The organism is Caballeronia sp. NCF2 (assembly GCF_023631205.1).
GTDB classification, from domain to species: Bacteria; Pseudomonadota; Gammaproteobacteria; order Burkholderiales; family Burkholderiaceae; genus Caballeronia; species Caballeronia zhejiangensis.
In genome coordinates, this window is record NZ_JALQDN010000065.1 from 131473 (window position 1) to 157714 (window position 26242).

The window sequence follows — 26242 nt, forward strand, 5'->3', positions numbered from 1 at the left end:
AAGCGTTCGTTGCGCGCCTGCTCGCGATTTCTGCATCGCTTCTCCGATGTAATCCGGAATCCAAATCAGACGCTCCGACCATTACAAACGAAAAAACCTTTGTTGGACTTCGGTAAGCACGACCGTAGTATCCGGCTTCCTCGAACTCATGGTTAATACCTAAGGAAGCGAATGAAACGAGTCGCACTCGCCGGCGCCGCTGGCTTACTGGCCGCCCTTCCGGGCATCGTTCAGGCACAGAGTTCCGTCACCTTGTACGGGATCATCGACGCCGGCCTCGCCTATACGAACAATCAGCGTGGCGCATCCAACGTGCAGGCGACAAGCGGCAAGCTCAACGGCAGCCGCTGGGGCCTCAAGGCGTCGAAGATCTGGGCGGCGGCTACAAGGCGCTGTTTACGCTCGAGAGCGGCTATCGCGTCAACGACGGCACACTCCCTCAAGGCGGACGCGAATTCGGGCGGCAAGCTTATGTGGGCGTGGCGAAGACGGGCATCGGCACGCTGACGCTCGGGCGTCAGTACGATCCGAACACGGATCTCGTTGCGCTCTTCGCGGGGCCGGGATTCTGGTCGCCCGCCACGCACGTCGGCGATAACGACAATCTGAATCAGACCTTCCGCATCAACAATGCCGTGAAGTTCAAGAGCGATACCTTCGCGGGCGTGACTGTCGATGCGCTCTACGGGTTCAGCAATCAGGCGAGCAACGGCGCGGGCGCGGGCTTCGGCAACAACCGCGCTTGGGGCGTATCGGCGAGCTACGCCAGCGGGCCGTTGCAACTCGGCGCGGGCTATTTGCTGCTCGATCATCCGAATGTCGCGTCGAACACAAGCGGCGCGGTCGGCGGTGCATCGACCACGTCCGGCGACGACTACAGCGGCGCCTTCTTCTATGGCCTGAACGGCGGCGTCGCGCGGCAGCAAGTGGCGGTCGCGGGCGGCAACTACGCGATCGGATCGGTCGCGACAGTCGGCTTCGCATGGAGCCACACGCAGCTCGACTACAACGATGGCTCGTCGCGCAAGTTCAACAACTACGATGTGAACGGCCGCTACAACATTACGCCGGCGACGACGCTGATCGGCGTGTACACCTTCACCGATGGCCGCGCCAACAGTCTGCCCGGCACCGGCGGCGCGACACTCAAGCCGCGCTGGCATCAGTTCACGCTCGGCGTCGACTATGTATTGTCGAAGCGCACCGACCTCTATCTCTCCGGCGTCTATCAGCTCGCGGCGGGCGATGCCTCGACGCGCGTCGGCAACGGCTATCAGAAGATCGCGGCTATCGCCGACGCGGGCACGCCGTCGTCGACGAACCGGCAAGTGGCGGCGTTCGGCGGCGTGCGCGTGCGCTTCTGAGCTGCGAAGAACCGCATCGAACCGGTGAAATCCCGCGGCGAAAGCGCGGAACGACACCCTCGATACGCTGCGCTCACACCGTTTCCCTACGCGCTCACACGAATCGGGCGCATCCGGAAGACACGCTCGAAGCCTCGTGCTTCGAGCGTCGCCGAGCGCATTCGCGCGACGCGCAATCGCGGTTCTTTCAAATCTCTGAAGGCGACAAGCAAAGCAGAAATCGATCTTTGGCGGCCTTGAGCCGGTTGCTAAGATCGCCGCTCGCTTTCAACGGACCGCCATAACGACAATGACCTTGCACCGCTCGATCGCTACCCGCCGCGCCGCCGTTGCGCTCGCCGTCGCCAGCCTCTTCGCGCTGGCATCGTGCGGCTCTTCCAGCGACAGCTCGCCGACGACCGCGCCGGTCGCCGCCGCCAAACCGCCGAACATCCTGTACATCATGGCCGACGATCTCGGCTACTCGGATATCCACGCGTTCGGCGGCGAAATCAACACGCCGAATCTCGATGCGCTCGTCGCATCGGGCCGCATCCTCACGAACCATCACACCGGCACGGTCTGCGCGATCACGCGCGCCATGCTGATCTCAGGCACCGACCACCATCTCGTCGGCGAAGGCACGATGGGCACGCCAACCGACGAACGCAAGGGCCTGCCGGGATACGAAGGCTATCTGAACGACCGGGCGCTCTCGGTCGCGCAGTTGCTGAAGGATGGCGGTTATCACACGTACATGGCGGGCAAGTGGCACATCGGCTCGGGAATCGTAGGCAGCACCACGGGCGGCGGGCAAACGCCGGATCAGTGGGGCTTCGAGCATAGCTATGCGCTGCTCGGCGGCGCCGCGACGAATCACTTCGCGCACGAACCCGCAGGCTCGAAAAACTACACGGAAGACGGTCAATACGTTCAGCCGGGACAGCCCGGCCAGCCAGGCGGCGCAGGCGGCAGTCCGAGCGTCTTCTATTCGACCGACTTCTATACGCAGCGCTTGATCTCCTACATCGATTCGAACAAGGGCGACGGCAAGCCCTTCTTCGCCTACGCAGCCTACACGTCGCCGCACTGGCCTTTGCAGGTGCCCGAGCCTTACTTGCACAACTATGCGGGCAAGTACGACGCAGGTTACGACGTCATCCGCAATGCGCGGATCGCGCGGCAGAAGGCGCTCGGCATCATTCCCGCCGATTTCAATCCGTATCAGGGCGCGCCGGAAACGCTGACCTCGTCGCCCGCCACGGCGAACAATGGCACCGCGAACGCGAAATACATCAGCGCCGTGCACAACGCCGCGCAAGGCTACAGCGACTATGGTCCCGGCACGGTCAACAAGTCGTGGAACAGCCTGTCCGCCGCCGAGAAGAAGGCGCAAGCGCGCTACATGGAAATCTATGCCGGCATGGTCGAGAATCTCGATCACAACATCGGCCTGCTGATCCAGCATCTGAAAGACATCGGCGAATACGACAACACGTTCATCCTGTTTCAGTCCGATAACGGCGCGGAAGGCTGGCCGATCGACTCGGGCGCGGATCCGACCGCGACCGATACCGCGAACGCATCCGATGCGGTCTATTCGACGCTCGGCACCGACAACGGTCAGCAGAACGCGCGGCGTCTGCAATACGGCCTGCGCTGGGCCGAAGTCAGCGCGACGCCGTTCCGCCTCACCAAGGGCTACGCGGGCGAAGGCGGCGTATCGACACCGCTCATCGCACATTTGCCCGGACAGACGGCGCAGTTGCCCACCTTGCGCGCCTTCACGCACGTCACCGACAACACCGCGACCTTCCTCGCCGTCGCACAGATCACGCCGCCGACGCAGCCCGCGCCGGCTTCGATCAATACGCTCACGGGCGTCGATTCGAACAAGGGCAAGGTGGTCTATAACAACCGCTACGTCTATCCGGTCACCGGACAGTCGCTGCTCCCGATTCTCAAGGGCGACGGCACCGCGGAGGTGCACACCGCCGCGTTCGGTGACGAAGCCTATGGACGCGGCTATCTGCGCAGCTCCGATGGCCGCTGGAAGGCGCTTTGGACCGAGCCGCCGACCGGTCCCGCCGACGGTCACTGGCAGCTCTTCGACCTGCAGGCCGATCGCGGCGAGAACAACGACGTATCGGCGCAGAATCCGTCCGTCATCGACAGTCTCGTGCAGCAGTGGAACAGCTACATGAGCACGGTGGGCGGCGTCGAACCGCTGCGGCCGCGCGGCTACTACTGAGCGCGCGATGAGTCGTCGATGGACATCCGTTGCAGGCGCCGGCGCCGTGACGCTCGCGTTGTTCGGCGCGGGCTTCGGCGGGGCGCTCGCCGTGAACGCGGAGCACGGCTTCGATCCGCGCAATCTCGCGCGCACGCTGGCGCCGCTCGGCTCCGAGCAGCAATGCGAACGCTATTCGGGCATTCCCGCCAAGTGGCGCGACGATCCGCGCGCGGGCATGGTGCACCTGCGCGGCGGCGAATTCGTCTTCGGCAGCACACTGGGTTATGACGACGAGCGCCCGGTGGGCGATGGCAAGACGAAGGTCGGAGCCTTCTGGATCGACCAGACCGATGTAACCAACGCGCAGTTCGCCGCTTTCGTCGACGCGACGGGCTATGTGACCGAAGCCGAGCGTCAGGGCGGCGCCGTCGTGTTCCATGTCCCGACGCGCGAAGAAATGAACGCACGCGATCTCGCGTGGTGGTCGTGGGTGAAAGGTGCGTCGTGGAAGCATCCCACGGGATCGTCGAGCACATGGAAAGGGCACGAAAATCGTCCGGTGACGATGGTGACGCTCGCCGACGCCCTCGCCTACGCGCACTGGCTCGGCCGCGATCTGCCGACCGAGGCCGAGTGGGAATACGCGGGCAAGGCCGGGCGGGAAGGCGCGCAGCTCGACGCCGCTCCGCGCGATGCGCGCGGCAAGCCATCGGCGAATTACTGGCAAGGCGTGTTTCCCGTGCTCGACTCCGCCGAAGACGGCCATGCGGGTTTGGCGCCGGTCGGTTGCTATGCGGCGAACGATTTCAGGCTGTACGACATGATCGGCAACGCATGGGAATGGACGGAGGATCCTTACACCGGTCCGCGTCAGCCGCATTCGAACGGCGACACGGCGGCGGTGATCCCAGCGCGCAAGCACGACACGGCCATGGTCATCAAGGGCGGCTCGTTCCTGTGCGCGCAGGATTATTGCGTGCGCTACCGGGCGTCGTCGCGCGAGCAGCAGGAAGCGGATTTGCCCGCGTCGCATATCGGCTTTCGCACCGTGCTGAGGGACGGCTGATGCGCGCGCGATTCGTTTTCGCGGGGGCGGTTCTGGCAGCCTCCTTCGTGACGACGGCGCATGCCGCGGAGCAGACGGTTCGCATCGGCGTGATGCCGGGCGAGGAAGCGACGATCGTCGCGCATGTGCGTGAAGTCGCCGCGAAGCAGAGCTTGCCGCTCGCCGTCGTGACTTTCGACGATGCCGCGCGCATCGACGCCGCGCTCGCAAACGGTACCATCGATGCCGCCAGTTTCGAGGACGAAGCCAGCCTCGCCGCGCGCAGCGCGCGCAACGGCTACGCGATCGAAAGCGTCGCCGCGACCGTGACCTTGCCGATGGCGCTCTACTCGCGCAAGCTCGCATCGATCGTCTACTTGCCGCGCGGCGCGACCGTCGCCGTTCCGGCCGATGCCGCCGGCACCGCGCGCGCATTGATCCTCCTGCAGAACTATGCGCTCATCACGCTGAAGGACGGCGCGGGCCTTCATCCGACGCTCGGGGATATCGCCGGCAATCGCTTCGGTCTGAAGATCCGCCGGGTGGAACGCGCGAAGCTCTACGAAGCGCTCGACACGGCGAGCTTCGTCGCGATGAACGCCGACGACGCCGCGCGCAACAACCTGAAGCCAGGCCGCGACAGCATCGGCATCGAAGATGCGCGCTCGTCTTATCAGCATGTTCTCGCCGTGCGTACGCGCGACGCGAAGGCCGCCTGGGTCGGGCGACTCGTTCGTGTCTTTCATTCCGACGACGTCGCGCATTTCATCCTCACGCAGTATCAGGATTCCGTGCGCCGGCCTTGGTGAATAGCTACTCGTTCGACTGCACCGCGTGCGGCAAATGCTGCAACAGTCCGCCGGCGATGTCGCTACGCGAACTGTTCGAACACCGCGACGTATTCGTCGGCTGCATCGCGCTCGGACGCATGCCGCGAGGCGCAGACACGCCACTGCACGCGTTTCCCGTCGATGAGGCCAGTGCCATCACCATCACGACGCTTGCGCTCGATTACCCGTCGCTCGGCCGCTGTCCCGCGCTTGCGCATGACGGGTTGTGCGGCCTTCATGCAAAGGGCAAGCCGGATCAGTGCATCGCGGTGCCGCTCGACCCGCTCGTGCCCGATCACCTGCAACATGCGGTGCTTGCGCAGCGCTCGCATGGCGCGGGATGGATCGGCGCGCAATGCATCCGCCCGGGCGAGCATCCGGGTGCGTTGCTCCTCAAGGCTGGCGAGATCGTGGATGAAGAGGCCAAGGCGGCCGTGCAACGCAGACGGCACGCGCTAAGCATCGAGCGCGAGCTATGGGCCGCGCCGTTGTTCGATGTCCTGAGACGCGACTTCGCCGATCCGCGCCGCGCGCTCGCGATGCTTCCTTCCGACGGTTATCGCACCATTGCGAGCGTGCCGGCGCTCATGGGTATCGGCATGTTATCGACGGCGCTCGCGCGCGCGTGCATCGCCTATATCGATGCGCAGACGGCGCTGATACACCGGAACGTCGCGCAGGCGGTGCAACGCCGCCGCCTCGACGACCGGCCGACGACGCAGACACTGCGCGGTTTCTCCGATGCACTTCAGCATGCACGCGCGCATCTCCGCGCGCTGCCCGAACGCACCGCAGCCTCGCCGCTCGCGAAAGACGCCGAGGCGTGGTTTCTCTTCTGAGGCTCGGCGAATGCGCCGTTCGTGCCGACGGGCAGCATACGAATCCGCCTTTTTGCTACGCAGCAATCGGACCGTCCAACGTGCGTCTAAAGAAATTGAGTCAATGCTCTATTTCAACGTATCTCATGCCGATCGCCCCCAGCCCGCAGCCGGTTTCCGGATTTCATCCTGTCGTAAGGTTTACCCCGATTTAAACGCAAACCAACAAAAGGGACATTCTGGCTGCTGCATGTAATCGAAGCGCAACCCAATTGACGTCATTCTGAAGCGCCAGCTCTGCGGCTGGCGTCGTGCATGCCGAGAGGAGAGCGATTTGGTCCTTGAACTGGAGCGGGTCAGTGTCGTTTCTGGCGGGCAGCCGTATCTGTACGGCGTGGATTTGCGCCTTGTCCCAGGCGCCATCAACGTGCTTCTCGGACCCACGCAGGCCGGCAAAACCACGCTGATGCGCGTGATGGCAGGTCTCGACAGGCCGAACGACGGCCGGGTGCTCGTCGACGGCCAGAACGTGACAGGCGTCAGCGTGCGCCAGCGCAATCTCGCGATGGTCTATCAGCAGTTCATCAACTACCCCGCGATGACGGTGTTCGAGAACATCGCCTCGCCTTTGCGTCTGCAAAAAACCGACCCTGCCGAAATCCGCCGGCGCGTGCACGAAGTCGCGGCCCGACTGCATATCGACCATTTGCTGGAGCGGCGGCCAGGCGAACTGTCCGGCGGACAGCAGCAGCGCTGCGCGCTCGCGCGTGCACTCGTGAAGCGCACGTCGCTGGTGCTGCTCGACGAACCGCTCGTCAATCTCGATTACAAGCTGCGCGAGGAATTGCGCCTCGAACTGGCCACGCTTTTCGCCGACGGCAAGACGACGGTCGTCTACGCGACCACCGAACCGCTCGAAGCGCTGCTGCTGGGCGGCTATACGGCAATCGTCGATAAAGGCCGGGTTCTGCAGTTCGGTCCCACGCTCGATGTCTATAACGCACCGGTCAACGTCGCGGCCGCAGCCGTTTTCAACGACCCGCCGATGAACATGCTGACGAGCGACTGCGGCAACGGCCGCGCGCGTCTGCCGATCGGCGTCGAGGTTCCGGTCCGGCACGGTCTCGCCGCGAACGGCGCATGCCGCATCGGCATCCGGCCCGGGCACGTGCGTCTCGAGGCGAAGGCCGCTCATGCGATCGCCGTTGCGTGCCGGCTCGAACTCGCTGAACTGAGCGGCTCGGAAACATACCTGCACTTGCGCACGCTGACCGGCGCGGTCGACCTGGTTGCGCAATTGCAGGGCGTGCATCAGATCGAGCTCGGCACGCAGCTCGATGTTTTCATCGACCCTGACGAACTGTTCGTGTTCGGCGCGGATACCCAACTGGTGTCCAGCCCGGAGGCAGCTCATGGCGTGCATTGAGTTCCAGAATCTCGGGCACGCGTACGGACCGGCCCCCGCGACGCTCGACGACTACGCGCTTCAACCCATGAGCATGGTCTGGGATGACGGCGGCGCTTACGCGTTGCTCGGGCCATCGGGTTGCGGCAAGACCACGCTGCTGAATATCGTGTCGGGGCTCGTCAAGCCGTCGGAGGGCAAGGTGCTGTTCGACGGACGCGACGTGACTGCGCTCGGCGCACGCGAGCGCAACATCGCGCAAGTGTTCCAGTTCCCCGTGGTCTACGACACGATGACCGTATTCGACAACCTCGCGTTTCCGCTGCGCAATCGGATGATGTCGACCGCCGAGGTCACGAAGCGCGTGCACGAAGTCGCGGAAATCCTCGATATGACGCGCGATCTGCCGCTCAAGGCGAGCAATCTGGCCGCCGACGCCAAGCAGAAAATATCGCTCGGGCGCGGCCTCGTGCGCAAGGACGTGGCGGCGATTCTCTTCGACGAACCGCTCACCGTGATCGATCCCGCGATGAAGTGGATGCTGCGCCGGCAGTTGAAGAAGATCCATCAGCAACTCAAGCTCACGCTTATCTACGTGACGCACGATCAGGTAGAAGCGCTGACTTTCGCAGATGAAGTCGTGGTCATGACGAATGGCCGCGTCGTTCAGAAAGGCGGAGCCGATGCGCTTTTTCTGCGGCCGGATCATGCTTTTGTCGGCTATTTCATCGGCAGTCCGGGCATGAATCTCTGTCCGATCGAGCTCGACGCAGACGGCGCAAGAATCGGCTCGCAGCGCCTGCCGCTCGACGCGGGCACGCTCGCGACGCTACGGGCCGCGCATCAGCAGACAAACGGCGCGCTCAAGCTGGGGATTCGCCCGGAATTCGTACGGCTTTCGCATGAAGGCGGAGCGGGTGCGCTCAACGCGCGGGTGCTTCGCGCACAGCAACTCGGCAACTATCAACTGGTGACCGCGCAATGCGACGGCCATGTGTTCAATGCGAGGCTCGAACCGCATGTACGGATTGTCGACGGACCTGCCTGGCTGCATCTGGTTGCGCCTGAGACCGTATTCTTCTGCAACGACGAACGAATCGAAACACGCATCTCCGAAGAGGCCGCGCGATGAAGCCCGTCAATCAGAAAGCGTGGTTGCTGGTCGTTCCGGTGTTCATCTGCGTCGCGTTCTCCGCGATCCTGCCGCTGATGACCGTGGTGAACTATTCGGTGCAGGACATCATCGGCCCGACGCAGCATGTGTTCGTCGGTACGGAGTGGTTTCGCAACACCATGACCGATCCGGATTTGCGCCAGGCACTCGGCAGACAGGTCATTTTCTCTGCGTGCGTTCTGCTGTTCGAGATTCCATTGGGCGTGGGCCTCGCACTGTCGATGCCGGCTTCGGGATGGCGCGCATCGGCGACGCTCGTCGTGCTCGCCATGCCGTTGCTGATTCCATGGAACGTGGTGGGCACGATCTGGCAAATCTTCGGGCGCCCGGATATCGGACTGCTCGGCTACTGGCTCAATAGTCTCGGCTTCGACTACAACTACACGGCGAGTCCCACGGCCGCATGGCTCACGGTGCTGGTGATGGACATCTGGCACTGGACGCCGCTCGTCGCGCTGCTGTGCTATGCGGGCTTGCGCGCGATTCCGGACGCCTTCTATCAGGCCGCGGAGATAGATGGCGCGAGCCGCTTTGCGGTATTCCGCTACATCGAGTTGCCGAAGATGCGCGGCGTGCTGATGATCGCCGTGCTGCTGCGCTTCATGGACAGCTTCATGATCTACACGGAGCCGTTCGTACTGACAGGCGGCGGACCCGGCGATTCCACGACCTTCCTCAGTCAGTACCTGACGCAAAAAGCGGTCGGCCAGTTCGACCTCGGCCCGGCCGCGGCTTTTTCGCTGATCTATTTCCTGATCATTCTGCTGTTGTGCTTCATTCTCTATAACTGGATGAATCGCGTCGGCAGAGGCGGCCCCGCTGCGCAAGGAGACGACCATGCAGGATAAGCGCCGCTGGATGCGGACGTTGGTGCTCGTCGTCTATATGCTGTTCGCGCTGATTCCGCTTTACTGGATGTTGTCGATCTCCCTGCGCACGAACGAGGAGACCATGTCGACGTTCGCCACGCTGCCGCAGCACGTGACGTTCGACAACTACAAGGTGATCTTCACCGATCCCTCGTGGTACTGGGGCTACATCAATTCGATCATCTACGTGCTGATGAACACGGTGATGTCCGTGCTGGTCGCGCTGCCTGCCGCGTATGCGTTCTCGCGTTATCGCTTTCTCGGCGACAAGCACATGTTCTTCTGGCTGCTCACCAACCGCATGACGCCGCCCGCCGTGTTCCTGTTGCCGTTTTTCCAGCTCTATTCGAGCATCGGCCTGACCGACACGTACATTGCCGTCGCACTCGCGCACATGCTGTTCAACGTGCCGCTTGCCGTATGGATTCTCGAAGGCTTCATGTCGGGCGTCTCGCGCGAGATCGACGAAACCGCGTATATCGACGGTTATACGTTTCCCGCCTTCTTCGTGAAGATCTTTCTGCCGCTTATCAAGTCGGGCGTCGGTGTCACGGCTTTCTTCTGCTTCATGTTCAGCTGGGTCGAACTGCTGCTCGCGCGCACGCTGACTTCGGTCAACGCGAAACCTATCGCTGCCGTGATGACGCGCACCGTGTCGGCGGCCGGCATGGATTGGGGCGTGCTGTCGGCTGCGGGCGTGCTGACGATCGTTCCCGGCGCGCTCGTGATCTACTTCGTGCGCAACTACATCGCGAAGGGCTTCGCGATGGGGAGAGTGTGATGTTCACGTGGATGTACTGGACGCCCGAGGTGGCGATTTTTTTCGGCTGCATCGTCGTGATGCTGGGCGGCATGACGGTATGGGAACTGTGCTCGCCGACTCATGAACGCAAGGGTTTTCTGCCTATCGCGACGACTCGCGGCGATCGCCTTTTCATCGGCCTGTTGACTGCCGCTTATGTGAATCTCGCGTGGCTTGCGATCAGCGCGGAGGGCTCGAGTTCGTGGCCGGGCTTCATAGCCTCGGTGCTGGTGCTGCTCGCGATCATGTGGAAAGGCTAGCAAGCCGACGCATGCAGCGATGACTGACAACTGCCGGTTCCGCTGATGCCCCCAGCGGGCGCCGACAAGATCGAAGGGGCACGGAAGACACAGGAGAAGACCATGCATCAGAGGAGACGGATCGTCGCGCTGGCAGTGGCAAGTATCGTGTCGGGTGCCTTCGCGAACCAGGCTCTGGCGGGAACGCCCGAGGCGCAGAAATGGGTGGACAGCGAGTTTCAACCCAGCACGCTGTCGAAACAGCAGCAGATGGACGAGATGAAATGGTTCATCGATACCGCGGCGAAACTCAAGTCGCAGGGCGTCAAAGAGATTCATGTCGTGTCGGAAACCATCGACACGCACACCTACGAATCGAAAACGCTAGCGAAAGCGTTCAGCGAAATCACCGGCATTCAGGTGAAGCACGACATCATTCAGGAAGGGGACGTCGTCGAGAAATTGCAGACCTCGATGCAATCCGGCCAAAGCATTTACGACGGCTGGATTTCGGACTCGGACCTGATCGGCACGCACTATCGCTATGGCGTGATCGTTCCGCTATCCGATTATATGGCGGGCGAAGGCAAGGAATACACGAACCCTGGTCTTGACCTGAAAGATTTCATCGGCACGAGCTTTACGACCGCGCCGGACAAGAAGCTCTATCAGCTTCCCGACCAGCAGTTCGCGAACCTTTACTGGTTCCGCGCGGACTGGTTCGCACGCAAGGACTTGCAGGACAAGTTCAAGGCGAAATATGGCTACGAACTCGGCGTGCCGGTCAACTGGTCCGCGTATGAAGACATCGCCGAGTTCTTTACGAACGACGTGAAAACCATCGACGGAGAAAAGGTCTACGGCCATATGGATTACGGCAAGAAAGACCCGTCGCTCGGCTGGCGCTTCACGGACGCGTGGCTTTCCATGGCGGGCGAAGCCGACAAGGGCATTCCGAACGGCATGCCCGTCGACGAATGGGGCATCCGCGTGACGCCTGATGGCTGTCATCCGGTAGGCGCGTCGGTATCGCGCGGCGGCGGCACTAATAGCCCGGCAGCGGTCTACGCGACGACCAAATACATCGACTGGCTCAAGAAATATGCGCCACCGGAAGCGTCGGGCATGACCTTCAGCGAAGCGGGCCCGGTGCCCGCGCAGGGACGCATCGCGCAACAGGTGTTCTGGTACACCGCGTTCACGGCGTCGATGCTCAAGCCGGGCAACGTCACGAATGCGGATGGCACGCCGAAGTGGCGCATGGCGCCCTCCCCGCACGGCGCTTACTGGAAGGAGGGCATGCAAAACGGGTATCAGGACGTCGGCTCATGGACCTTCTTCAAGTCGACGCCGCCGAATCAGCGCGCTGCCGCGTGGCTATACGCGCAGTTCGTGACGTCGAAGAGCGTGTCGCTCAAGAAGTCGATAGTCGGTCTCACGTTCATTCGCGACTCCGACATTCATAGCGACTACTTCACGAAAAACGCGGATAAATACGGCGGCTTGATCGAGTTCTATCGCAGCCCGGCGCGCGTCGCGTGGACGCCGACCGGCAACAACGTGCCCGACTATCCGAAGATGGCGCAACTCTGGTGGAAGAACGTCGGCACTGCTGTCGCCGGTGAGAAGACGCCGCAGGCTGCGATGGATAACCTGGCGAAGGAAATGGACCAGGTGTTGTCCCGTTTGCAGCGGGCGGGGATGAAGGTTTGCGCGCCGGAGCTGAATGCGCAGAGCGATCCGTCGAAGTGGCTGTCCGACCAGCACGCGCCGTGGAAGGCGCTTGCCAATGAGAAGCCGAAGGGGGAAACGGTAAAGTATGAGCAACTGCTGTCGGCGTGGAAGGCGGGTAAGGTGCGGTAGGGGTTTTGGTTTTTGGATTGGCGGCACTTGGTTGTGCCGCCTTTTTTGTGGGTTGCTGGAGGGGCGCGGTGGGGCTGGAAGCAGCAGCGACGATTCGATGCGGATGCAATCTCTGACGGCCCTTGATGACCATCAGCCGAAATTCGCGGATTACCGCCTCGTTCTTCTGCGACGACCGTGGTCCGAAGGGCTGAAGCCGACCCGTTGCCGACAATCGCATTGTCATCAATCGAAAGGCAGGTAACGGATTCTTGCTGCCCTTGAATCAAATCGCACCGCGCTGCCCGATTTCTCGCTTTGTGCTGAAATGGCTTGTGATTGACAAAATATTTCAGTGCTTTTAGTCGGTTTTCCGAAGAATGGTTGGTGAGTCAGACGGCCCTGCAGCGGCCAGCACCAGGGAAGCGGACGCGTTCGCAGTGATCGGCTGTCAAAGCACCTTCACTCTCCTCGCATACGCAAAGGCTTGAATTTTATGGGCGGTCGGGGTAGAGACCGAAGTCATGGCGCGGATCGCCGCTAGCGCCCGCCGTATGCTCAGTCATCGTCATCCGTTCGCATTGAGTGATGGGATATCGGCGAATGCCGCCGCGATGAAGTCCATGAACGCAATGGCGCGTTTCGGCAGTAACCGGTTCGCTACATACACGATCTGGATCGGCACGAGCGGCGCTTCGTGGCCGACCAGCACGCGCTGAAGGTTGCCGCTTTTCAGCCCCGCTTCGAATAGCCAGCCGGGTCCGTGTGCGATACCGACGCCTGCGTCGACGGCTTGCTGAACCGCTTGTGGCGAGTTGACCCGAAGCCGGCCCGCAATGGAAATCTCACCGTCTCTAAACCGCCATGTACTCCCGGACGACAACAGCGTATAGACGATGCAGTTATGCGCACGTAAGTCGTCCGGCTTCTGCGGCGTGCCGTGTAGGGCGACATAAGCCTTGCTCGCAACGCATACCCGTTCGAACTGGCCAATGCGGCGCGCACGCAGCGCGCTGTCTTCGAGATGCCCGATGCGGATCGCGAGTTCGGCGCCTTCGTCGACGAGATTCACATAACGATCGCCGATCTGCAGATCAAGCGCGAGGCCGGCATAGCGTGCGAGAAACGCCGGCACCTGCGGCAGCACGAACGTGTGAGCCAACGCGGTCGGACACGCAACGCGCAGCAGCCCCGTAGGCTCCGTCACGCCGCGTAGCGACGATTCCGATTCCGCAACCGCATCGAGTATCTGCCGTACTTCTCCGTAATAGCGCTCGCCTTCCGGCGTCAACGCGAGACGTCGCGTGGTCCGCAACAACAGCCGCGTTTGCAGATGCTCTTCCAGCGCGGCGACGTAGCGGCTGACGTTCGGCTGACCGAGTCCGAGGTCGCGCGCCGCAGCGGAAAAGCTACCCGTCTCCACCGAGCGGGCGAAACAGGTCATCAGCAGAAAGCGGTCCAAGCCGTGCCTCCATTATTCATGCAATTGCGGCATGGAATATATACCAGCAAGCCGTCTTATCGGCTCAAGGAGACAGGTCCATGCTTCTTCGTGCAGGCCAGCCGGTCGCTGGCGCTTACTCATCAAGGAGCTTTCATGTCCCGTCTGCAAGGCAAACGTACTCTCATTACCGGCGGCACTTCCGGCATCGGCCTCGAAACCGCGAAACAGTTTCTTAAGGAGGGCGCGCGCGTCGTCATCACCGGGAACAACCTCGACAGCATCGCGAAAGCGCAAGCCGAACTCGGACCTGAAGTGCTCGCGCTGCGCGCCGATTCAGCGGACGTCAACGCCCAGTATCAGCTCGCCGAGACTGTGAAAGCGCATTACGGTCACCTCGACGTCGCGTTCCTCAATGCCGGCGTCTCGGTGTGGCAGCCGCTCGACGCATGGACGGAACAGATGTTCGACCACTCGTTCGCCGTCAATGTCAAAGGGCCGTACTTCCTGATCCAGGCATTGCTGCCCGTCTTCGCGAATCCGGCCTCGGTCGTGCTCAACACGTCGATCAACGCGCATGTCGGCGCGGCGCGCTCGTCGGTTTATGCGGCGACCAAGGCGGCGCTGCTGAATCTGTCGAAGACGCTGTCGAGCGAACTTCTCGATCGGGGCGTGCGCGTCAATGCGGTCAGCCCGGGCCCGGTCGAAACACCGCTCTACGACAAGCTCGGGATTCCCGACGCGTACCGCGAGCAGGTCAATCAGGAAATCGTCCGCACGATCCCGTCCGGGCGCTTTGGCAAGCCGGCGGAAGTCGCAAAGGCAGTCGTCTATCTGGCCTCGGACGAGTCGGTCTGGACGCTCGGCACGGAGATCATCGTTGACGGCGGTCGCACACTGAACGGATGATTCCGGCTCCGCCTTGCCATCAAACCAACACAGGTCGCATCCGCACGATGAACGCTCCGCCACTCACGCTGATCAGTCACCCCATCTGCCCGTTCGTGCAACGGGCCGCCATCGTGCTCGGCGAGAAAGGCACTGCGTTCACGCGCATCGACGTTGATCTGGCCGACAAGCCCGACTGGTTTTTGGCGCTATCGCCGACGGGCAAGGTCCCGGTGCTTTGCGTGCGGCCGCATGACGGCGCCGACGCGGTGCTCTTCGAAAGCATGGCGATCTGCGAGTATCTCGACGAAGCCGTCGACGGGCCGCGCCTCCATCCGGCCAACGCGCTGGCACGCGCCGAGCATCGCGCGTGGATCGAATTCGCGTCGGCGCTGCTGACGGATGCGTGGCGCCTCCTGAACGCCGGCAATCAGGAGACCGCACAATCGGCGGGCGCGGCCTTCGCACAAAAGCTCCAACGTTTCGACGCGCAATTGCGCGAAGGTCCGTACTTTGCCGGTCCAGCGTTCAGCATGGTGGACGCAGTTGTCGCGCCGGTTTATCGCTACTTCGACGTATTGGACGGGAGTGACGCCGAGCGCTGGTTCGACGGGCTGGAACGGGTACGAACGTGGCGCTCGGCGCTGGCCCAGCGTCCCAGCGTGCAGGCGGCCGTCGTTTCTGATTACGGCGAACGCTTTCGTGCACACCTCGATAGATGCCACGCGCTTCTTGCCTGCGGACGCGAAAGTTAGCGGTCTATGCACGCAGTGCTAGAGATCGAGCGTCATCTCGCCGGTGGCAGCCAATCCATCCGCCGCTAGGCTGGACGGCGACGGATGCTCCGACGAGCGAGAACATTACTATTGCTCTCACAGTTCCTCAACCGGTCGAATCAATAAAATGTGCGAGCAAGGAATGTTAAGCAAGAAGGAACGAATCGATTACAAAGCGGCAGCGGCGAGATCGGCGGGAATGTGCCCACGGCTAACCTTGCAGCGGCCGTTACGAAGGCCGGAATGGCAGACGACGCGACGTACATGACAGCGGTTGAAGGGCCGTTGATCGAGCGTCGCAGCCGCACGACTGTCCAACACAGTGGTCGCGCCGAGTGTCTCGTTTTGGCCGATAAGCCCCCTTCGAACCAACTTCCGACTCTGATCGACCCGCTTGCTCACTGCACGCTTTTTTGCCCAAACCTCCGCCGTGCGGTCGGGGTTGTAACGATCGACGTCTAGTGCCGAGAGACCCGCCCACCCGCTCCCTGCCGCTTGAAAACGCGCGCCGATCGACAACCGGAAAATAGCATCGAACGCATCAATCGTTATCCGCTCGCCATCATCCCCGGCGCACGGCTTCGCGAAGCCCCACCGCCGCCCTCGTCCGACCCAGACCAAGATCGCAACCCGCCCCACAATTAGCCGCCCCCCTCGGCGTAATGCACAATATCGGCATCTAAGAACGCGGAGAATGGCCCGTGGGCGTCAACTTCGACCTCAACGACTTGCAGGCATTCAGAGCCGTGGTGGAACTGGGCAGCTTCCGAAAGGCAGCCGAGGCGGTGAACATATCCCAGCCGGCTTTGAGCCGCCGGATCGACAAGCTGGAGGAAGCGCTCGGCGTGCGTCTCTTCGAACGCACCACGCGCAGCGTGACGCTCACGACTGTGGGCCGCGCCTTCGCGCCGAGCGCGGAGCAGCTGCTGGACGATCTCGATGTCGCCCTGCTCGGCATCCGCGATGTCTCATCGAGCCGATTGGGTCACGTAACCATTGCCTGTGTGCCATCCGTGGCCTACTACTTTCTGCCAAGCGCGGTTGCGAGCTTCCATCGCCGTTTTCCGCGCATCCGGGTGAAACTGCTCGATGCGAGCGCGAACGAAGTGCTCTCCGCCGTCATCAGCGGCGAGGCCGATTTCGGCGTCAGCTTCATGGGAAGCCAGGAGTCCGAGGTCGACTTCAAAGTGCTGCTGCAGGAGCAGTTCGTTGCGGCTTGCCGTCGCGACCACCCGCTCGCGCGCAAGAAACGCGTGACCTGGAACGAGCTCTACGAACACGAATACGTTTCCGTGGACAAGACGTCCGGCAATCGCCTGTTGCTCGATCAGGCTCTTTCGGCCGTATCGCCGCGCGCGCCCAGCGTGTGCGAAACACGTCACGTCACGACCATGCTCGGTCTCGTCGAAGCGGGCCTCGGCGTCGCCGCCGTACCGTCGATGGCCATGCCCGGACGCAATCATCACATCCTCACGAGTGTGCCGCTGGTCGACCCCGTCGTGAAGCGGCGAGTGGGAATCGTGAGACGCCGCGGGCGTACGCTGACGCCGGCCGCGCAGGAGTTTCATCAAACGATTCTGGATATGAGAGGCGATGTCAGGAGCAGCAGCACATTAACCGACGACGTCGCTCCAAAAGCGCGCCCGAGCAGGAAGCCCGCGTCGTGAGGGTGGCGAGAACGCTCCGTTTGCTCTATGTGCAGGTCGTGCTCGGCATGTTGCTCGGCATGGCGCTCGGGCACTTCTGGCCGCAAGCCGGCTCGCTTCTCAAGCCTGTCAGCGACGGTTTCGTCGGCCTCGTCAGGATGATGATCACGCCGATCGTCTTCTGCACGATCGTATCCGGGATCACGTCTGTCGCGAGCGGAAAGGCCATCGGGCGCGCAATCTTCCGGGCGTTGGGACTCTTCTATTTTCTGACTGCCGTGGCGCTCGCGCTGGGACTCGTCACGGCCTTTCTGATGCGGCCCGGCGCGGGCATGCATATCGACGCCCGAAGTCTCGATACGACGATCATCGCGCAGTATGTGAAGCAGGCGCATCCGGATGGTCTCGTCGCCTTTGCACTGAACGTCATCCCCGAAACGATGCTCGGCGCCTTCGAGAAGGGCGAGGTGCTGCCGGTGCTGCTGCTCTCGCTGCTATTCGGCTTTGCACTGAATCTGCATCCCGGCGCAGGCAGGCCCGTGCTCGCGCTCATCGATGGCATCGCCCAGGCGCTGTTTCGCATCCTCGCGATGATCATGCGGCTCGCGCCGCTCGGCGCATTCGGCGCAATGGCTTTCACGGTGGGCCGCTTCGGGATTCACTCGGTCGGCTCCCTCGGCATGTTGATGGTGTCGTTCTACGTGGCATGCGTGCTGTTCGTCGCGCTCGTCCTCGCTGCGCTTGCGCGCTTGCACGGCTTCGCGCTTTGGCGGCTCTTGCGTTATCTGCGCGAGGAATTGCTCATCGTACTGGCGACTTCGTCGACGGAACCGGTGTTGCCGCGCCTCATCACCAAGCTGGAGATGCTCGGCTGCGACAAGGGCGTTGTCGGACTTGTGCTGCCCGCGGGCTATTCGTTCAATCTCGACGGCACCGCGATCTATCTGACGCTTGCTTCCATGTTCATCGCGCAGGCGTGCGACGTGTCGCTCTCCGCGCCGCGGATCGCGATGATGCTCGCGGTCATGCTGCTCACGTCCAAAGGCGCGGCGGGCGTGTCCGGGAGCGGCCTCGTGGCGCTCGTCGCGACGCTGACGGTGATTCCGGATCTTCCCGTCGCCGGCGTGGCGCTATTGGTGGGCATCGACCGCTTCATGTCCGAAGCGCGCGCGCTCACGAGCGTCATCAGCAACGCGTGCGCGGTGATCTTCGTTTCGATGTGGGAAGGCGCCTGCGATCGCGCGCGCCTCGCCCGGATGCTGCGTGCGCCGGCGCCGGGCGACACCGACGGCGCAGAGGACCACGCGAGCAGCACCTCGAGAAGTTGACGGCGAAGGCTGTATCAATGCGCGGCGACGCTATCGAGTCCCGTCGATTTCACATCTGCCTGAACGCCGGGCGATGCCAGATAGTCGAGGAGCGCCTTCGCTTCCTTCGGATGCTGTGCGCTCACGGGAATGCCAGCGGCAAAACGCGTGACGGACTGCAAAGACTCGGGAATCTTTCCGACGAAGGTCGCGCCCTTGACCGGCAGCAACTCGCTCACCTGCTGAAAGCCGATCTCGTAATCGCCGTTCGCGACGACCGAGGCCACCGGTATGCGCGGGATCATCTTCGCCTTGGGCTTGACCTGATCCTCGATGCCGAGCTTCGTGAACAGCTCCCGCTCGATATAGACACCGCTCGCGCTGTCCGAGTAGGCGATCGACTTGGCATGCAGCAGCGTCTGCCGGAGGCCTTCCGCCGAGCTGATGTCGGGCTTGGCCGCACCGTCGCGCACGACCATGCCGATGCGCGAGTCCGCCAGTTCCACGCGCGATCCGGGCACGACCTTGCCCTGCTTGATCAGCTCGTCGAGCGCGTAACCGACCATGATGACGGCGTCGGCCGGCTCGCCCCGTTCGAGACGGTTGGGAATGGCTTCGGGCGATTTGCCCATCGACGGACCCAGCGCCGTGTCGAGCGTGTTGCCCGTCTCGGACGCGAACCTCGGACCGAGCACCTTGTACGCCGCGGTAAAGCCACCCGAGCTCATGACGTGCAGGTCGGCGGCCTGCACGCTGAACGCAACGGCCGAGGTGGCGATGAGCGCAGCCGCGCATAGTTTCGGAAGCAGATTTTTCATGATCGGAGTCGTGTAGGGTTCGATAGACGCTTGGCGCAACGAGCGACGCGTCAGTGCGCCGGAGTCAGCGTCGCCGCACGCCGGCGATAGAGCGCGAACGTCGCCAGAAGCGCGCAGCCGGCGGCGAAGCTCATCCAGTATCCGGGCGCGGCCTTGTCGCCGGTCATGTGAATGAGCGCCGTCGAGATGGCCGGCGTGAAGCCGCCGAACACCGCCGTCGCAAGGCTGTAAGCAAGCGAGAAACCCGCCACGCGCACCTGAACCGGCATCACCTCGGTCAGCGCGACGACCATCGCGCCGTTATACATGCCGTACATGAACGAGAGCCAAAGCAGCACGAGCAGCATGTTGATAAAGCTCGGCGCGTGGGCGAGTATCGACAGCGCGGGGTATGCGGTTGCGATAGCGAGCACCGTCATGCCGACGAGCAGCGGCCTGCGGCCGATCTTGTCCGAGAGCGCCCCGCCGATCGGCAGCCACACGAAGTTCGACACGGCCACGCACAAAGTCACGAGCAGACTATCCGCCGTGCTCAGATGCAGGACCGTCTTGCCGAAAGTCGGCGCATAGACCGTGATGAGATAGAAGCTCGAGGTGGTCATCGCCACCAGCATCATGCCGGCGATCACGACGGCCCAGTTCTGGGCCAGCGTGCGGAACACTTCCTTCATGCTCGGGCGATGCTGACGTGCCTTGAATTCCTGCGTTTCTTCCAGATTGCGACGCAGCATGAAGATGAACGGCACGATCATGCAGCCGACGAAGAACGGCACACGCCATCCCCAACTCGCGATGGCCGTGGTGTCGAGGAATTGGTTGAGCGCGAAGCCGAGCGCCGCGGCCACGACGATCGCGACCTGCTGGCTCGCGGACTGCCAGCTCGTGAAGAAGCCCTTGCGGCCGGGCGTGGCCATCTCGGCGAGATAGACCGATACGCCACCCAGTTCGGCGCCCGCGGAGAACCCCTGCAGCAGACGTCCGACGAGCACGAGCGCGGGGGCCAGAAGACCGATCGTCGCGTATCCCGGCACGAATGCGATCAGGATGGTGCCGCTCGCCATGATGGAAAGCGTGACGATCAGGCCCTTGCGGCGGCCGACATCGTCGATGTACGCGCCGAGCACGATCGCGCCCAGCGGACGCATCAGGAATCCGGCGCCGAAGACCGCGAACGTCATCATCAGCGAAGCGAATTCACTCGATGCCGGAAAGAACACGCCGGCGATTTGCGTCGCGTAGAAGCCGAACAGAAAGAAGTCGAACTGCTCCAGGAAATTGCCGGCCGTTACGCGGAAAACCGCCGCAGCCTTGGAATGTCCCGGCGAAAGGGTGGAAGGTGAGGGATGCATCGATGTGTCTCCTGAAGTCCCGAAATTTGCGGAGTGTCCGCTCTTGTCTTTCGGGAATGATGGCGCGTCGCCATCAAAACGATAAGTGCAATGTTCTCAACGATTGATGTCCTATGGTTATCAATCGCCGGAAACGGTCGGCTCGGCCGACCTCCCGGATGTCGGCGCTCAGGCCACGAAACGGCACTGTGAAGCGGGCGTGCGCGTGTCCATGTTTCGACCGCGGTTCAGGTGATCGTCGATTTCCGCGGCGCAACCGAGCATGCGCGGATACAGAAAGATCGTGAACGCAGCGGTTTCGAGATCCGCCTCGCTGAATGCGCCGCGTTTGAGCGGTTGCCACAGCATTTTCAGCAGCAGCGCGGCGATCACGGCATCGACATTGACGCAGTAGACGTTGCGCGAGACGCCCGCGTCGAACAAGGCCTGCACCAGCGCGCGGTAATACGCATGAAACGCGTTGTACTCGCCTCGCGCCTCGTACAGATCGGCGATGAACACCTCGCGCGGATCGTGATTCACCGGCTTGTCCTTGAAAACCGGGTGATTGACGCCCGGCAGCTTGGCGATGTCGAGGCTGCCGGCCTGCTTCTGGCTCGCCTTGTAGCGCGCGTAATGCTCGACGGAACGGCGCGCGAGCGCGTCGAGATCGACGCCGTGATGCGGGTCCGCGGGATCGTCGAGGGCGCTGTCGCGAAACGCATCGTTGAGAAAGGCGATGCCTTCGTAGCCATTGCCGCCGTGCGTATAGCCGGTGTGCGTCAGAAAACCCGTCAACGCCTTGTTCAGTTGCACGCGTTCGGGTGATTCGGGGCCATCGGCGGATACCGCACCCTTCGCGCCTTGCGCCGAGATCGCACCCGGTCCGTTCGTGAGCAGCAATCCGGTCAGCGTCCTGAAAGCGAACAGGTCGTCGGCGGACGGTTCGAGGCCGAGCAGCGCCGCGAACGCAATCTCCGTCAGCGAGCGCTCGCCGAGCAACGCCTCGGTGGAAACATCGCAGAAGCTGTCGGGACGATGGCGCGACGCGTCCGCCGAAGCGCCGATCAGCGTGCCGAACAGCTTCGTCCACCACGGCAGACTCTCCGCCGTCAGACGCGAGATGCGCTTGCGCATGAGCGGGCCCCAGGCGAGTGTCGTCGTGATCGCCGCGAGCACGGCGTCCGCGCGCGGATGGCCCGGGCCGCTGGCAATCCATCGCACGAATACGGAATTCACGCCACGGGCGGCGAGACCGGCGAGCATGGCTTCGGCCTTCGGATCCGGTTCCTCGCAGAACAGTGCCGCGCTGCCCTCGGTGTCGATCGCGTCGATGTCGAAATCGCGATCGAATGCGTCGACGAGTCTTACTGCGGCGAACCGGTCGATCATCAGCTTGGCCGCCTCGCGCGCCGCGCGCTGGCGATTCGGCCCGACGATGGCGGCAGCAGCCGCGAGCACGGCATTGGGCGCATTGCCGGCCTCGCGCGCCGCCTGCGCCGCCGCCAGTTCGGGCGTGCCGTACAGGTTGACCGCCGCGCCGACCGCGACGTCGATCAGTTTCTCATCGTTCGCGCCGCCGAACTCGTGCAGCAGCGCGAGGCACACGTTCGCTTCGAAGGAATGCGTCGACGCGTCGAGCATCGATACGCCGTGCAGGCTGCTCACCTGAGTCTTCGCATCCATCTGCGAGGCGCCCGATGCGTCCTTCAACGGCTGCCGCGGCGGAATCGCGCCGATCTGGTCGTTCACCCGCGCGACTTGTTCGTCATAGGGCGCGACGGCTTTCACGACCGCAAGCGCGAGATCGTCGGGCAAATCGAGCCCCTGATCGGAGCCGAACCACGGCTTGAGCGCGAGGCTGCCTTCGGGCTCGAAGTCGGGCATCGTCGCGTTCGCCCGCATCACCGCCGTGAGCGCGGCGGGAATATGCGCGATGTTCGTCACCACCGCACCCTTCGCCGAGCAGCATGGATCGCCGGGCGTGAAAAGCCTTTCGACGCCGAATTTCTCCTTGAACCAGCGTTCCTTCGCGAGCGCATCGTCGGCGCCGCCCGCCATCGCGCCAGCATGTCCCACCGCGCGCGTCAGACGGCTTTTCCAGCGGCCCACCACGCACGCGACCACGGGCTTCGTGAAGTCCGCGTCGGCTTCGTAATAGCCGCCGGGCTCGCAGTACAGCACGGCAGCCTTGCTGCGCGCATCGTTTGCGAGCGCGAAGGCGAATTCCGGCGCGGCATAGTGGATGTAGACATCCTTCCCGCTGGAAATGACCGTCGAGGTGCCCCAGCCGCTCATGCGCAGGTATTGCGCAATCGTTGTGCTGAAGCCGCCGGAATTCGAGAAGATCGCGATCGATCCCTGGCGCAAGGTCGCGCCCGGATCGTCGCCGCCGAGCGCGCCGCCGATGCGTACGCGTTGCCACGAGTCCGCGACGCCCAGCCCGTTCGCGCCGAAGATGTCGATGCCCGCCTGCTGACCCATCGCGCGAATCTCACGCGCATCGTGCACGGCGATCTTCTCCGTGATGATGAAGATCTTGCGCAGATCCGGATTCACGCGGATCAGTTCGGCCACGCCGTCGCGCGCGGCCGAAGGCGGCAGATAGACGACGCCGCAGTTGAACCGATGTCCGGCTTCCAGCCCTTCTCGCACGTTGTTGAAGACCGGAATGTCGCCCGCGGGCGTCGCAAGCATCTGTCCGCCTTTGCCGGGCGCCGTGCCGAAGACGACATTCGCGCCCGAGAAAGCGTGGCTCACCGGCGTCACGTCCGATGATTCGCCGCCCAGGATGTTGAGCACGCAGACGCGGTCTTCGCGCGTCGCGATATCCGCCAGCGACTGTATGCCGACGAAGTATTTGAAACGACTATTGCCTTGCTTGTGCATGTCCGATCTCCTCAAGCCGATGCCGTGTGCGATTGCGCGTCGCGCGCGCCGATGCGCGCCGCAACTTGCGCGCGTCCGCCCGATTGCATCCATGTATCGGCACGGCGCGCGTACTGGATCACCTCGCTGATGTCGGAGTCGAAACCGAAAAGGCGATACGGCAGGCCGAGCGAATCGCAGGTGTCGCGCAGCGCGGACATGCCGCGCACGAGGTTCGGGCCGCCGCGTCCGAGCACGACATAGAGCGGCGTCGGTCCGTGCTCGCTGAAGTGCTCGCGCAGCGCATCGGCCATCGCGCGCAGGGTTTCGAAGATGTCGGTGTTGTTGGACTTGCCCCCGATGATGAACAGCACATTCGACTGCTTCAGCCAGTGCCGAAAGCAGATGCGCGCCACTTCCTTCATCTTTTCGTAGGGCGGATTGCCGCCGAAGTCCGACGAGATGATGGCCGCATCGCCGAGCATTTCCGTGACGAGCGAGTTCGCGCCGCCGCCGAAGGTGGGCGCGAGGATCGTGCCCTTGTCGTTGATCACGTAGACATCGCTTTGACCCTGGTGGGTGCGCAACTGGTTGATCTCCTGTTCGAAATCCGAGTAGTCGGCGGCGAACAGATGCGGGGGCAGGCCGAGCCGCGAGAAGCGCGGATCGTCGCGATCGAATCCGCACTTGAAGTCGCACGCGACGGGCGTGAGACGTCCCTTCTTGTCCTCGCGCATGCGGATCGGGTTGAGTTCGAGCGTCGTCATCCCGAAGTCGTGGAACAACTCCCAGAGCTTCGGCAACTGCTGCACGAGCGGCGAGATGATTTCGCGCGGCGCGCCGATCTCGCTCAGCGCATTCGCCACGACGAACGCCTTCAATCCGGTCAGCGCATCGAACGGCACCATCGCGACGTGCTTCGGATCGACTTCCTCGATGTCCATGCCGCCCATGTGCGAAAGCGTCATCGTCGGCGCGCGGAAACGCGTGGAATCGGTGATCGAAAAGTAGACCTCGTGCTTGGCCGGCACGCCCGCTTCGAACGTCACGCCGTTCGCCTTGGCTTTCACATGGCCTACGGCGTGTTCGGCGAAGTACAGTCGTTCCTTTTCGGCGAGCGCCGTCTTGAGATCCGTGGCGCGGCCGAGCAAGCCCGCTTTGCCCTTCTTGCCCATACCGCCCTTGAACACCGGCTTGATGAATATCTGCCCGTGACGGTCGATGAGCGACTTGATCTCTTCTTCGCTGGCGCCCGGGCCCAGCACTTCGCTGGACGGAAAGCCGACGAATTGCAGCAGGCGCGAGCCGTGCAACATTCCGGTGATCTGCATGTGACGTGTCTCCTGATTTGAGCAATGACGAATGAAGCGGATACTGGAAATGCATCGACTCGCTGCGGCAGGCGCGAGATGCACCGCTGCCGTAGACGCGCTCGAAAGCGGCGGCAGGATTCAAGTAGCGAGGTGGGTTACGCGAGATAGGCGTCGATGACTCTTGACGGCAGCCCTGAACGGGCGTGCACCGGGATGCAGCGAAACGCTGTGCTGCGCTTCGTGCCTGTCTCCGACGCGTTCTCTTTTATGAACGTCTTGAGACCAGATACTTGCGCAAGAAGGCTGAAACAAGAAGTGCAATTTTTCGAAGCATTGATGTTCAAACGTTATCAATGCCGAAAAAGGCGGCGACTGGACGACGCGTTGCACGCCGGTAGCGCCGCCTGATTTTGGCGCTCGGAGAAGAAAGCCCCTCGTGACTGACGGCCGCGATGAAACGAACCGTCAGAACGTCCCGGGAAACGAGCCCCCATCCATCAGGATGTTTTGACCGGTCAGGTAGCCCGCGTGTCCGCTGCACAGGAAAGCGCACATCGCGCCGAACTCCTGCGCCGTGCCGAATCTCCCTACCGGTATTGCCTGCCGCTTCGCTTCGAGCACAGCGTCATACGCCTTGCCCTGCGCGGGAGCGGCCGCTTGGGTGGACTGCTTCAGGCGGTCGGTATCGAACAAGCCCGGCAGCAGATTGTTGATGGTCACGTTATGCTCCGCGATCCGTTTCTGCCGGGCCAGACCCGCGACGAAGCCGGTCAGGCCGGAACGCGCGCCGTTGGACAGCCCGAGCACATCGATGGGCGCCTTCACCGCACCCGACGTGATGTTGACGATCCGGCCGAAGCCTCGCTCGGCCATCGCATCGACGGTGGCGCGCATCAGTTCGATGGCCGTCAGCATGTTCGCATCCAGCGCCGCGATCCAGTCGTCTCGGGTCCAGTCGCGAAAATCGCCCGGCGGCGGGCCGCCCGCATTGTTGATCAGGATGTCGATGCGAGGCGCCGCGCTCAGTGCCCGCTCCCGACCGGCGCTCGTCGTGATATCGCCTGCCACCGCGATCACCTGAACGCGGGGATTCAGTTGCCGAAGCCCGGCTGCCGTCGATTTGAGCGCGTCCTCGCCGCGCGCCGTCACCACGACGTTGACGCCTTCAGCGACCAGCGCTTCGGCGCAGCCCTTACCCAGCCCCTTGCTCGCGGCGCAAACGAGCGCCCATTTACCCTCGATTTGCAGATCCATTGC

The 26242-nt window shown here is 63.0% G+C and carries 20 protein-coding genes and 1 pseudogene; 15 read left to right on the top strand and 6 right to left on the bottom strand.

The features are described 5' to 3' along the window. Positions 1 to 171 precede the first annotated feature (171 nt). The 11 genes and pseudogenes from NCS02_RS26410 (at position 172) to NCS02_RS26460 (ending at position 12621) form a co-directional block, all read left to right on the top strand. Positions 172 to 1364: pseudogene (locus NCS02_RS26410) on the top strand (porin). 289 nt (positions 1365 to 1653) lie between these two features. Then, a complete protein-coding gene (locus tag NCS02_RS26415; RefSeq protein ID WP_250523355.1) occupies positions 1654 to 3594 on the top strand; it encodes an arylsulfatase in 1941 nt (646 codons plus the stop codon). A gap of 7 nt (positions 3595 to 3601) precedes the next feature. Continuing rightward, positions 3602 to 4642: a formylglycine-generating enzyme family protein gene (locus tag NCS02_RS26420; protein WP_250520065.1), complete on the top strand. Its 1041-nt coding sequence runs from the start codon at positions 3602 to 3604 to the stop codon at positions 4640 to 4642. Next, the gene (locus tag NCS02_RS26425; RefSeq protein ID WP_250523356.1) at positions 4642 to 5430 is read left to right on the top strand and encodes a MetQ/NlpA family ABC transporter substrate-binding protein; all 789 of its coding nucleotides are present in this window, start codon (positions 4642 to 4644) and stop codon (positions 5428 to 5430) included. Before NCS02_RS26420 ends, NCS02_RS26425 begins: the two co-directional genes overlap by 1 nt. A gap of 56 nt (positions 5431 to 5486) precedes the next feature. Further along, a complete protein-coding gene (locus NCS02_RS26430) occupies positions 5487 to 6290 on the top strand; it encodes a hypothetical protein (protein ID WP_250520067.1) in 804 nt (267 codons plus the stop codon). 313 nt (positions 6291 to 6603) lie between these two features. Beyond that, positions 6604 to 7695 carry an ABC transporter ATP-binding protein gene (locus NCS02_RS26435; protein WP_175981573.1) on the top strand — a complete coding sequence of 364 codons (1092 nt, stop codon included), beginning with the start codon at positions 6604 to 6606 and terminating at the stop codon, positions 7693 to 7695. Next, positions 7682 to 8806 (top strand): ABC transporter ATP-binding protein, encoded by a 1125-nt coding sequence (locus tag NCS02_RS26440; RefSeq protein WP_250520068.1) that lies wholly within the window; start codon positions 7682 to 7684, stop codon positions 8804 to 8806. The genes NCS02_RS26435 and NCS02_RS26440 overlap by 14 nt, the downstream gene beginning before the upstream one ends. Next, a complete protein-coding gene (locus NCS02_RS26445) occupies positions 8803 to 9696 on the top strand; it encodes a carbohydrate ABC transporter permease (RefSeq protein ID WP_008346800.1) in 894 nt (297 codons plus the stop codon). The genes NCS02_RS26440 and NCS02_RS26445 overlap by 4 nt, the downstream gene beginning before the upstream one ends. Then, positions 9686 to 10498, top strand: coding sequence for a carbohydrate ABC transporter permease (locus NCS02_RS26450; RefSeq protein WP_008346802.1), 813 nt, complete (start codon positions 9686 to 9688; stop codon positions 10496 to 10498). The genes NCS02_RS26445 and NCS02_RS26450 overlap by 11 nt, the downstream gene beginning before the upstream one ends. After that, the gene (locus NCS02_RS26455) at positions 10498 to 10779 is read left to right on the top strand and encodes a DUF2160 domain-containing protein (RefSeq protein ID WP_008346804.1); all 282 of its coding nucleotides are present in this window, start codon (positions 10498 to 10500) and stop codon (positions 10777 to 10779) included. The genes NCS02_RS26450 and NCS02_RS26455 overlap by 1 nt, the downstream gene beginning before the upstream one ends. 102 nt (positions 10780 to 10881) lie before the next feature. Next, positions 10882 to 12621 (top strand): ABC transporter substrate-binding protein, encoded by a 1740-nt coding sequence (locus NCS02_RS26460; protein WP_008346806.1) that lies wholly within the window; start codon positions 10882 to 10884, stop codon positions 12619 to 12621. Between the two features lie 547 nt (positions 12622 to 13168). Here NCS02_RS26460 and NCS02_RS26465 read toward each other — a convergent pair. Then, positions 13169 to 14062, bottom strand: a complete 894-nt coding sequence (locus tag NCS02_RS26465; protein ID WP_250520347.1) for a LysR family transcriptional regulator — start codon at positions 14060 to 14062, stop codon at positions 13169 to 13171. A gap of 135 nt (positions 14063 to 14197) precedes the next feature. On the opposite strand from NCS02_RS26465, the gene NCS02_RS26470 reads away from it, so the two are divergent. The 4 genes from NCS02_RS26470 to dctA all read left to right on the top strand — a co-directional run bounded on the left by NCS02_RS26470 (position 14198) and on the right by dctA (position 18679). Next, positions 14198 to 14950 (top strand): SDR family oxidoreductase, encoded by a 753-nt coding sequence (locus tag NCS02_RS26470; RefSeq protein ID WP_250520348.1) that lies wholly within the window; start codon positions 14198 to 14200, stop codon positions 14948 to 14950. Continuing rightward, positions 14947 to 15684, top strand: a complete 738-nt coding sequence (locus tag NCS02_RS26475) for a glutathione S-transferase family protein (protein WP_350029908.1) — start codon at positions 14947 to 14949, stop codon at positions 15682 to 15684. The genes NCS02_RS26470 and NCS02_RS26475 overlap by 4 nt, the downstream gene beginning before the upstream one ends. Positions 15685 to 16406: 722 nt before the next feature. Further along, a complete protein-coding gene (locus NCS02_RS26480) occupies positions 16407 to 17372 on the top strand; it encodes a LysR family transcriptional regulator (RefSeq protein ID WP_250520069.1) in 966 nt (321 codons plus the stop codon). After that, on the top strand, positions 17369 to 18679 hold the full coding sequence (dctA, locus tag NCS02_RS26485) for a C4-dicarboxylate transporter DctA (RefSeq protein ID WP_250520070.1): 1311 nt from the start codon (positions 17369 to 17371) through the stop codon (positions 18677 to 18679). Before NCS02_RS26480 ends, dctA begins: the two co-directional genes overlap by 4 nt. Positions 18680 to 18693: 14 nt before the next feature. Here the strand turns inward: dctA and NCS02_RS26490 are convergent, their stop codons facing one another. The 5 genes from NCS02_RS26490 to NCS02_RS26510 all read right to left on the bottom strand — a co-directional run bounded on the left by NCS02_RS26490 (position 18694) and on the right by NCS02_RS26510 (position 26239). Beyond that, positions 18694 to 19476: a substrate-binding domain-containing protein gene (locus NCS02_RS26490; protein WP_250456885.1), complete on the bottom strand. Its 783-nt coding sequence runs from the start codon at positions 19474 to 19476 to the stop codon at positions 18694 to 18696. Between the two features lie 50 nt (positions 19477 to 19526). Then, the gene (locus NCS02_RS26495) at positions 19527 to 20825 is read right to left on the bottom strand and encodes an MFS transporter (RefSeq protein WP_008346820.1); all 1299 of its coding nucleotides are present in this window, start codon (positions 20823 to 20825) and stop codon (positions 19527 to 19529) included. Between the two features lie 168 nt (positions 20826 to 20993). Continuing rightward, positions 20994 to 23693: a CoA-binding protein gene (locus tag NCS02_RS26500; RefSeq protein ID WP_250520071.1), complete on the bottom strand. Its 2700-nt coding sequence runs from the start codon at positions 23691 to 23693 to the stop codon at positions 20994 to 20996. Positions 23694 to 23704: 11 nt separating this feature from the next. Then, positions 23705 to 25003 carry an ATP citrate lyase citrate-binding domain-containing protein gene (locus NCS02_RS26505; protein ID WP_250520072.1) on the bottom strand — a complete coding sequence of 433 codons (1299 nt, stop codon included), beginning with the start codon at positions 25001 to 25003 and terminating at the stop codon, positions 23705 to 23707. Between the two features lie 447 nt (positions 25004 to 25450). Further along, on the bottom strand, positions 25451 to 26239 hold the full coding sequence (locus NCS02_RS26510) for an SDR family oxidoreductase (protein WP_250520073.1): 789 nt from the start codon (positions 26237 to 26239) through the stop codon (positions 25451 to 25453). Between the last annotated feature and the right edge of the window lie 3 nt (positions 26240 to 26242).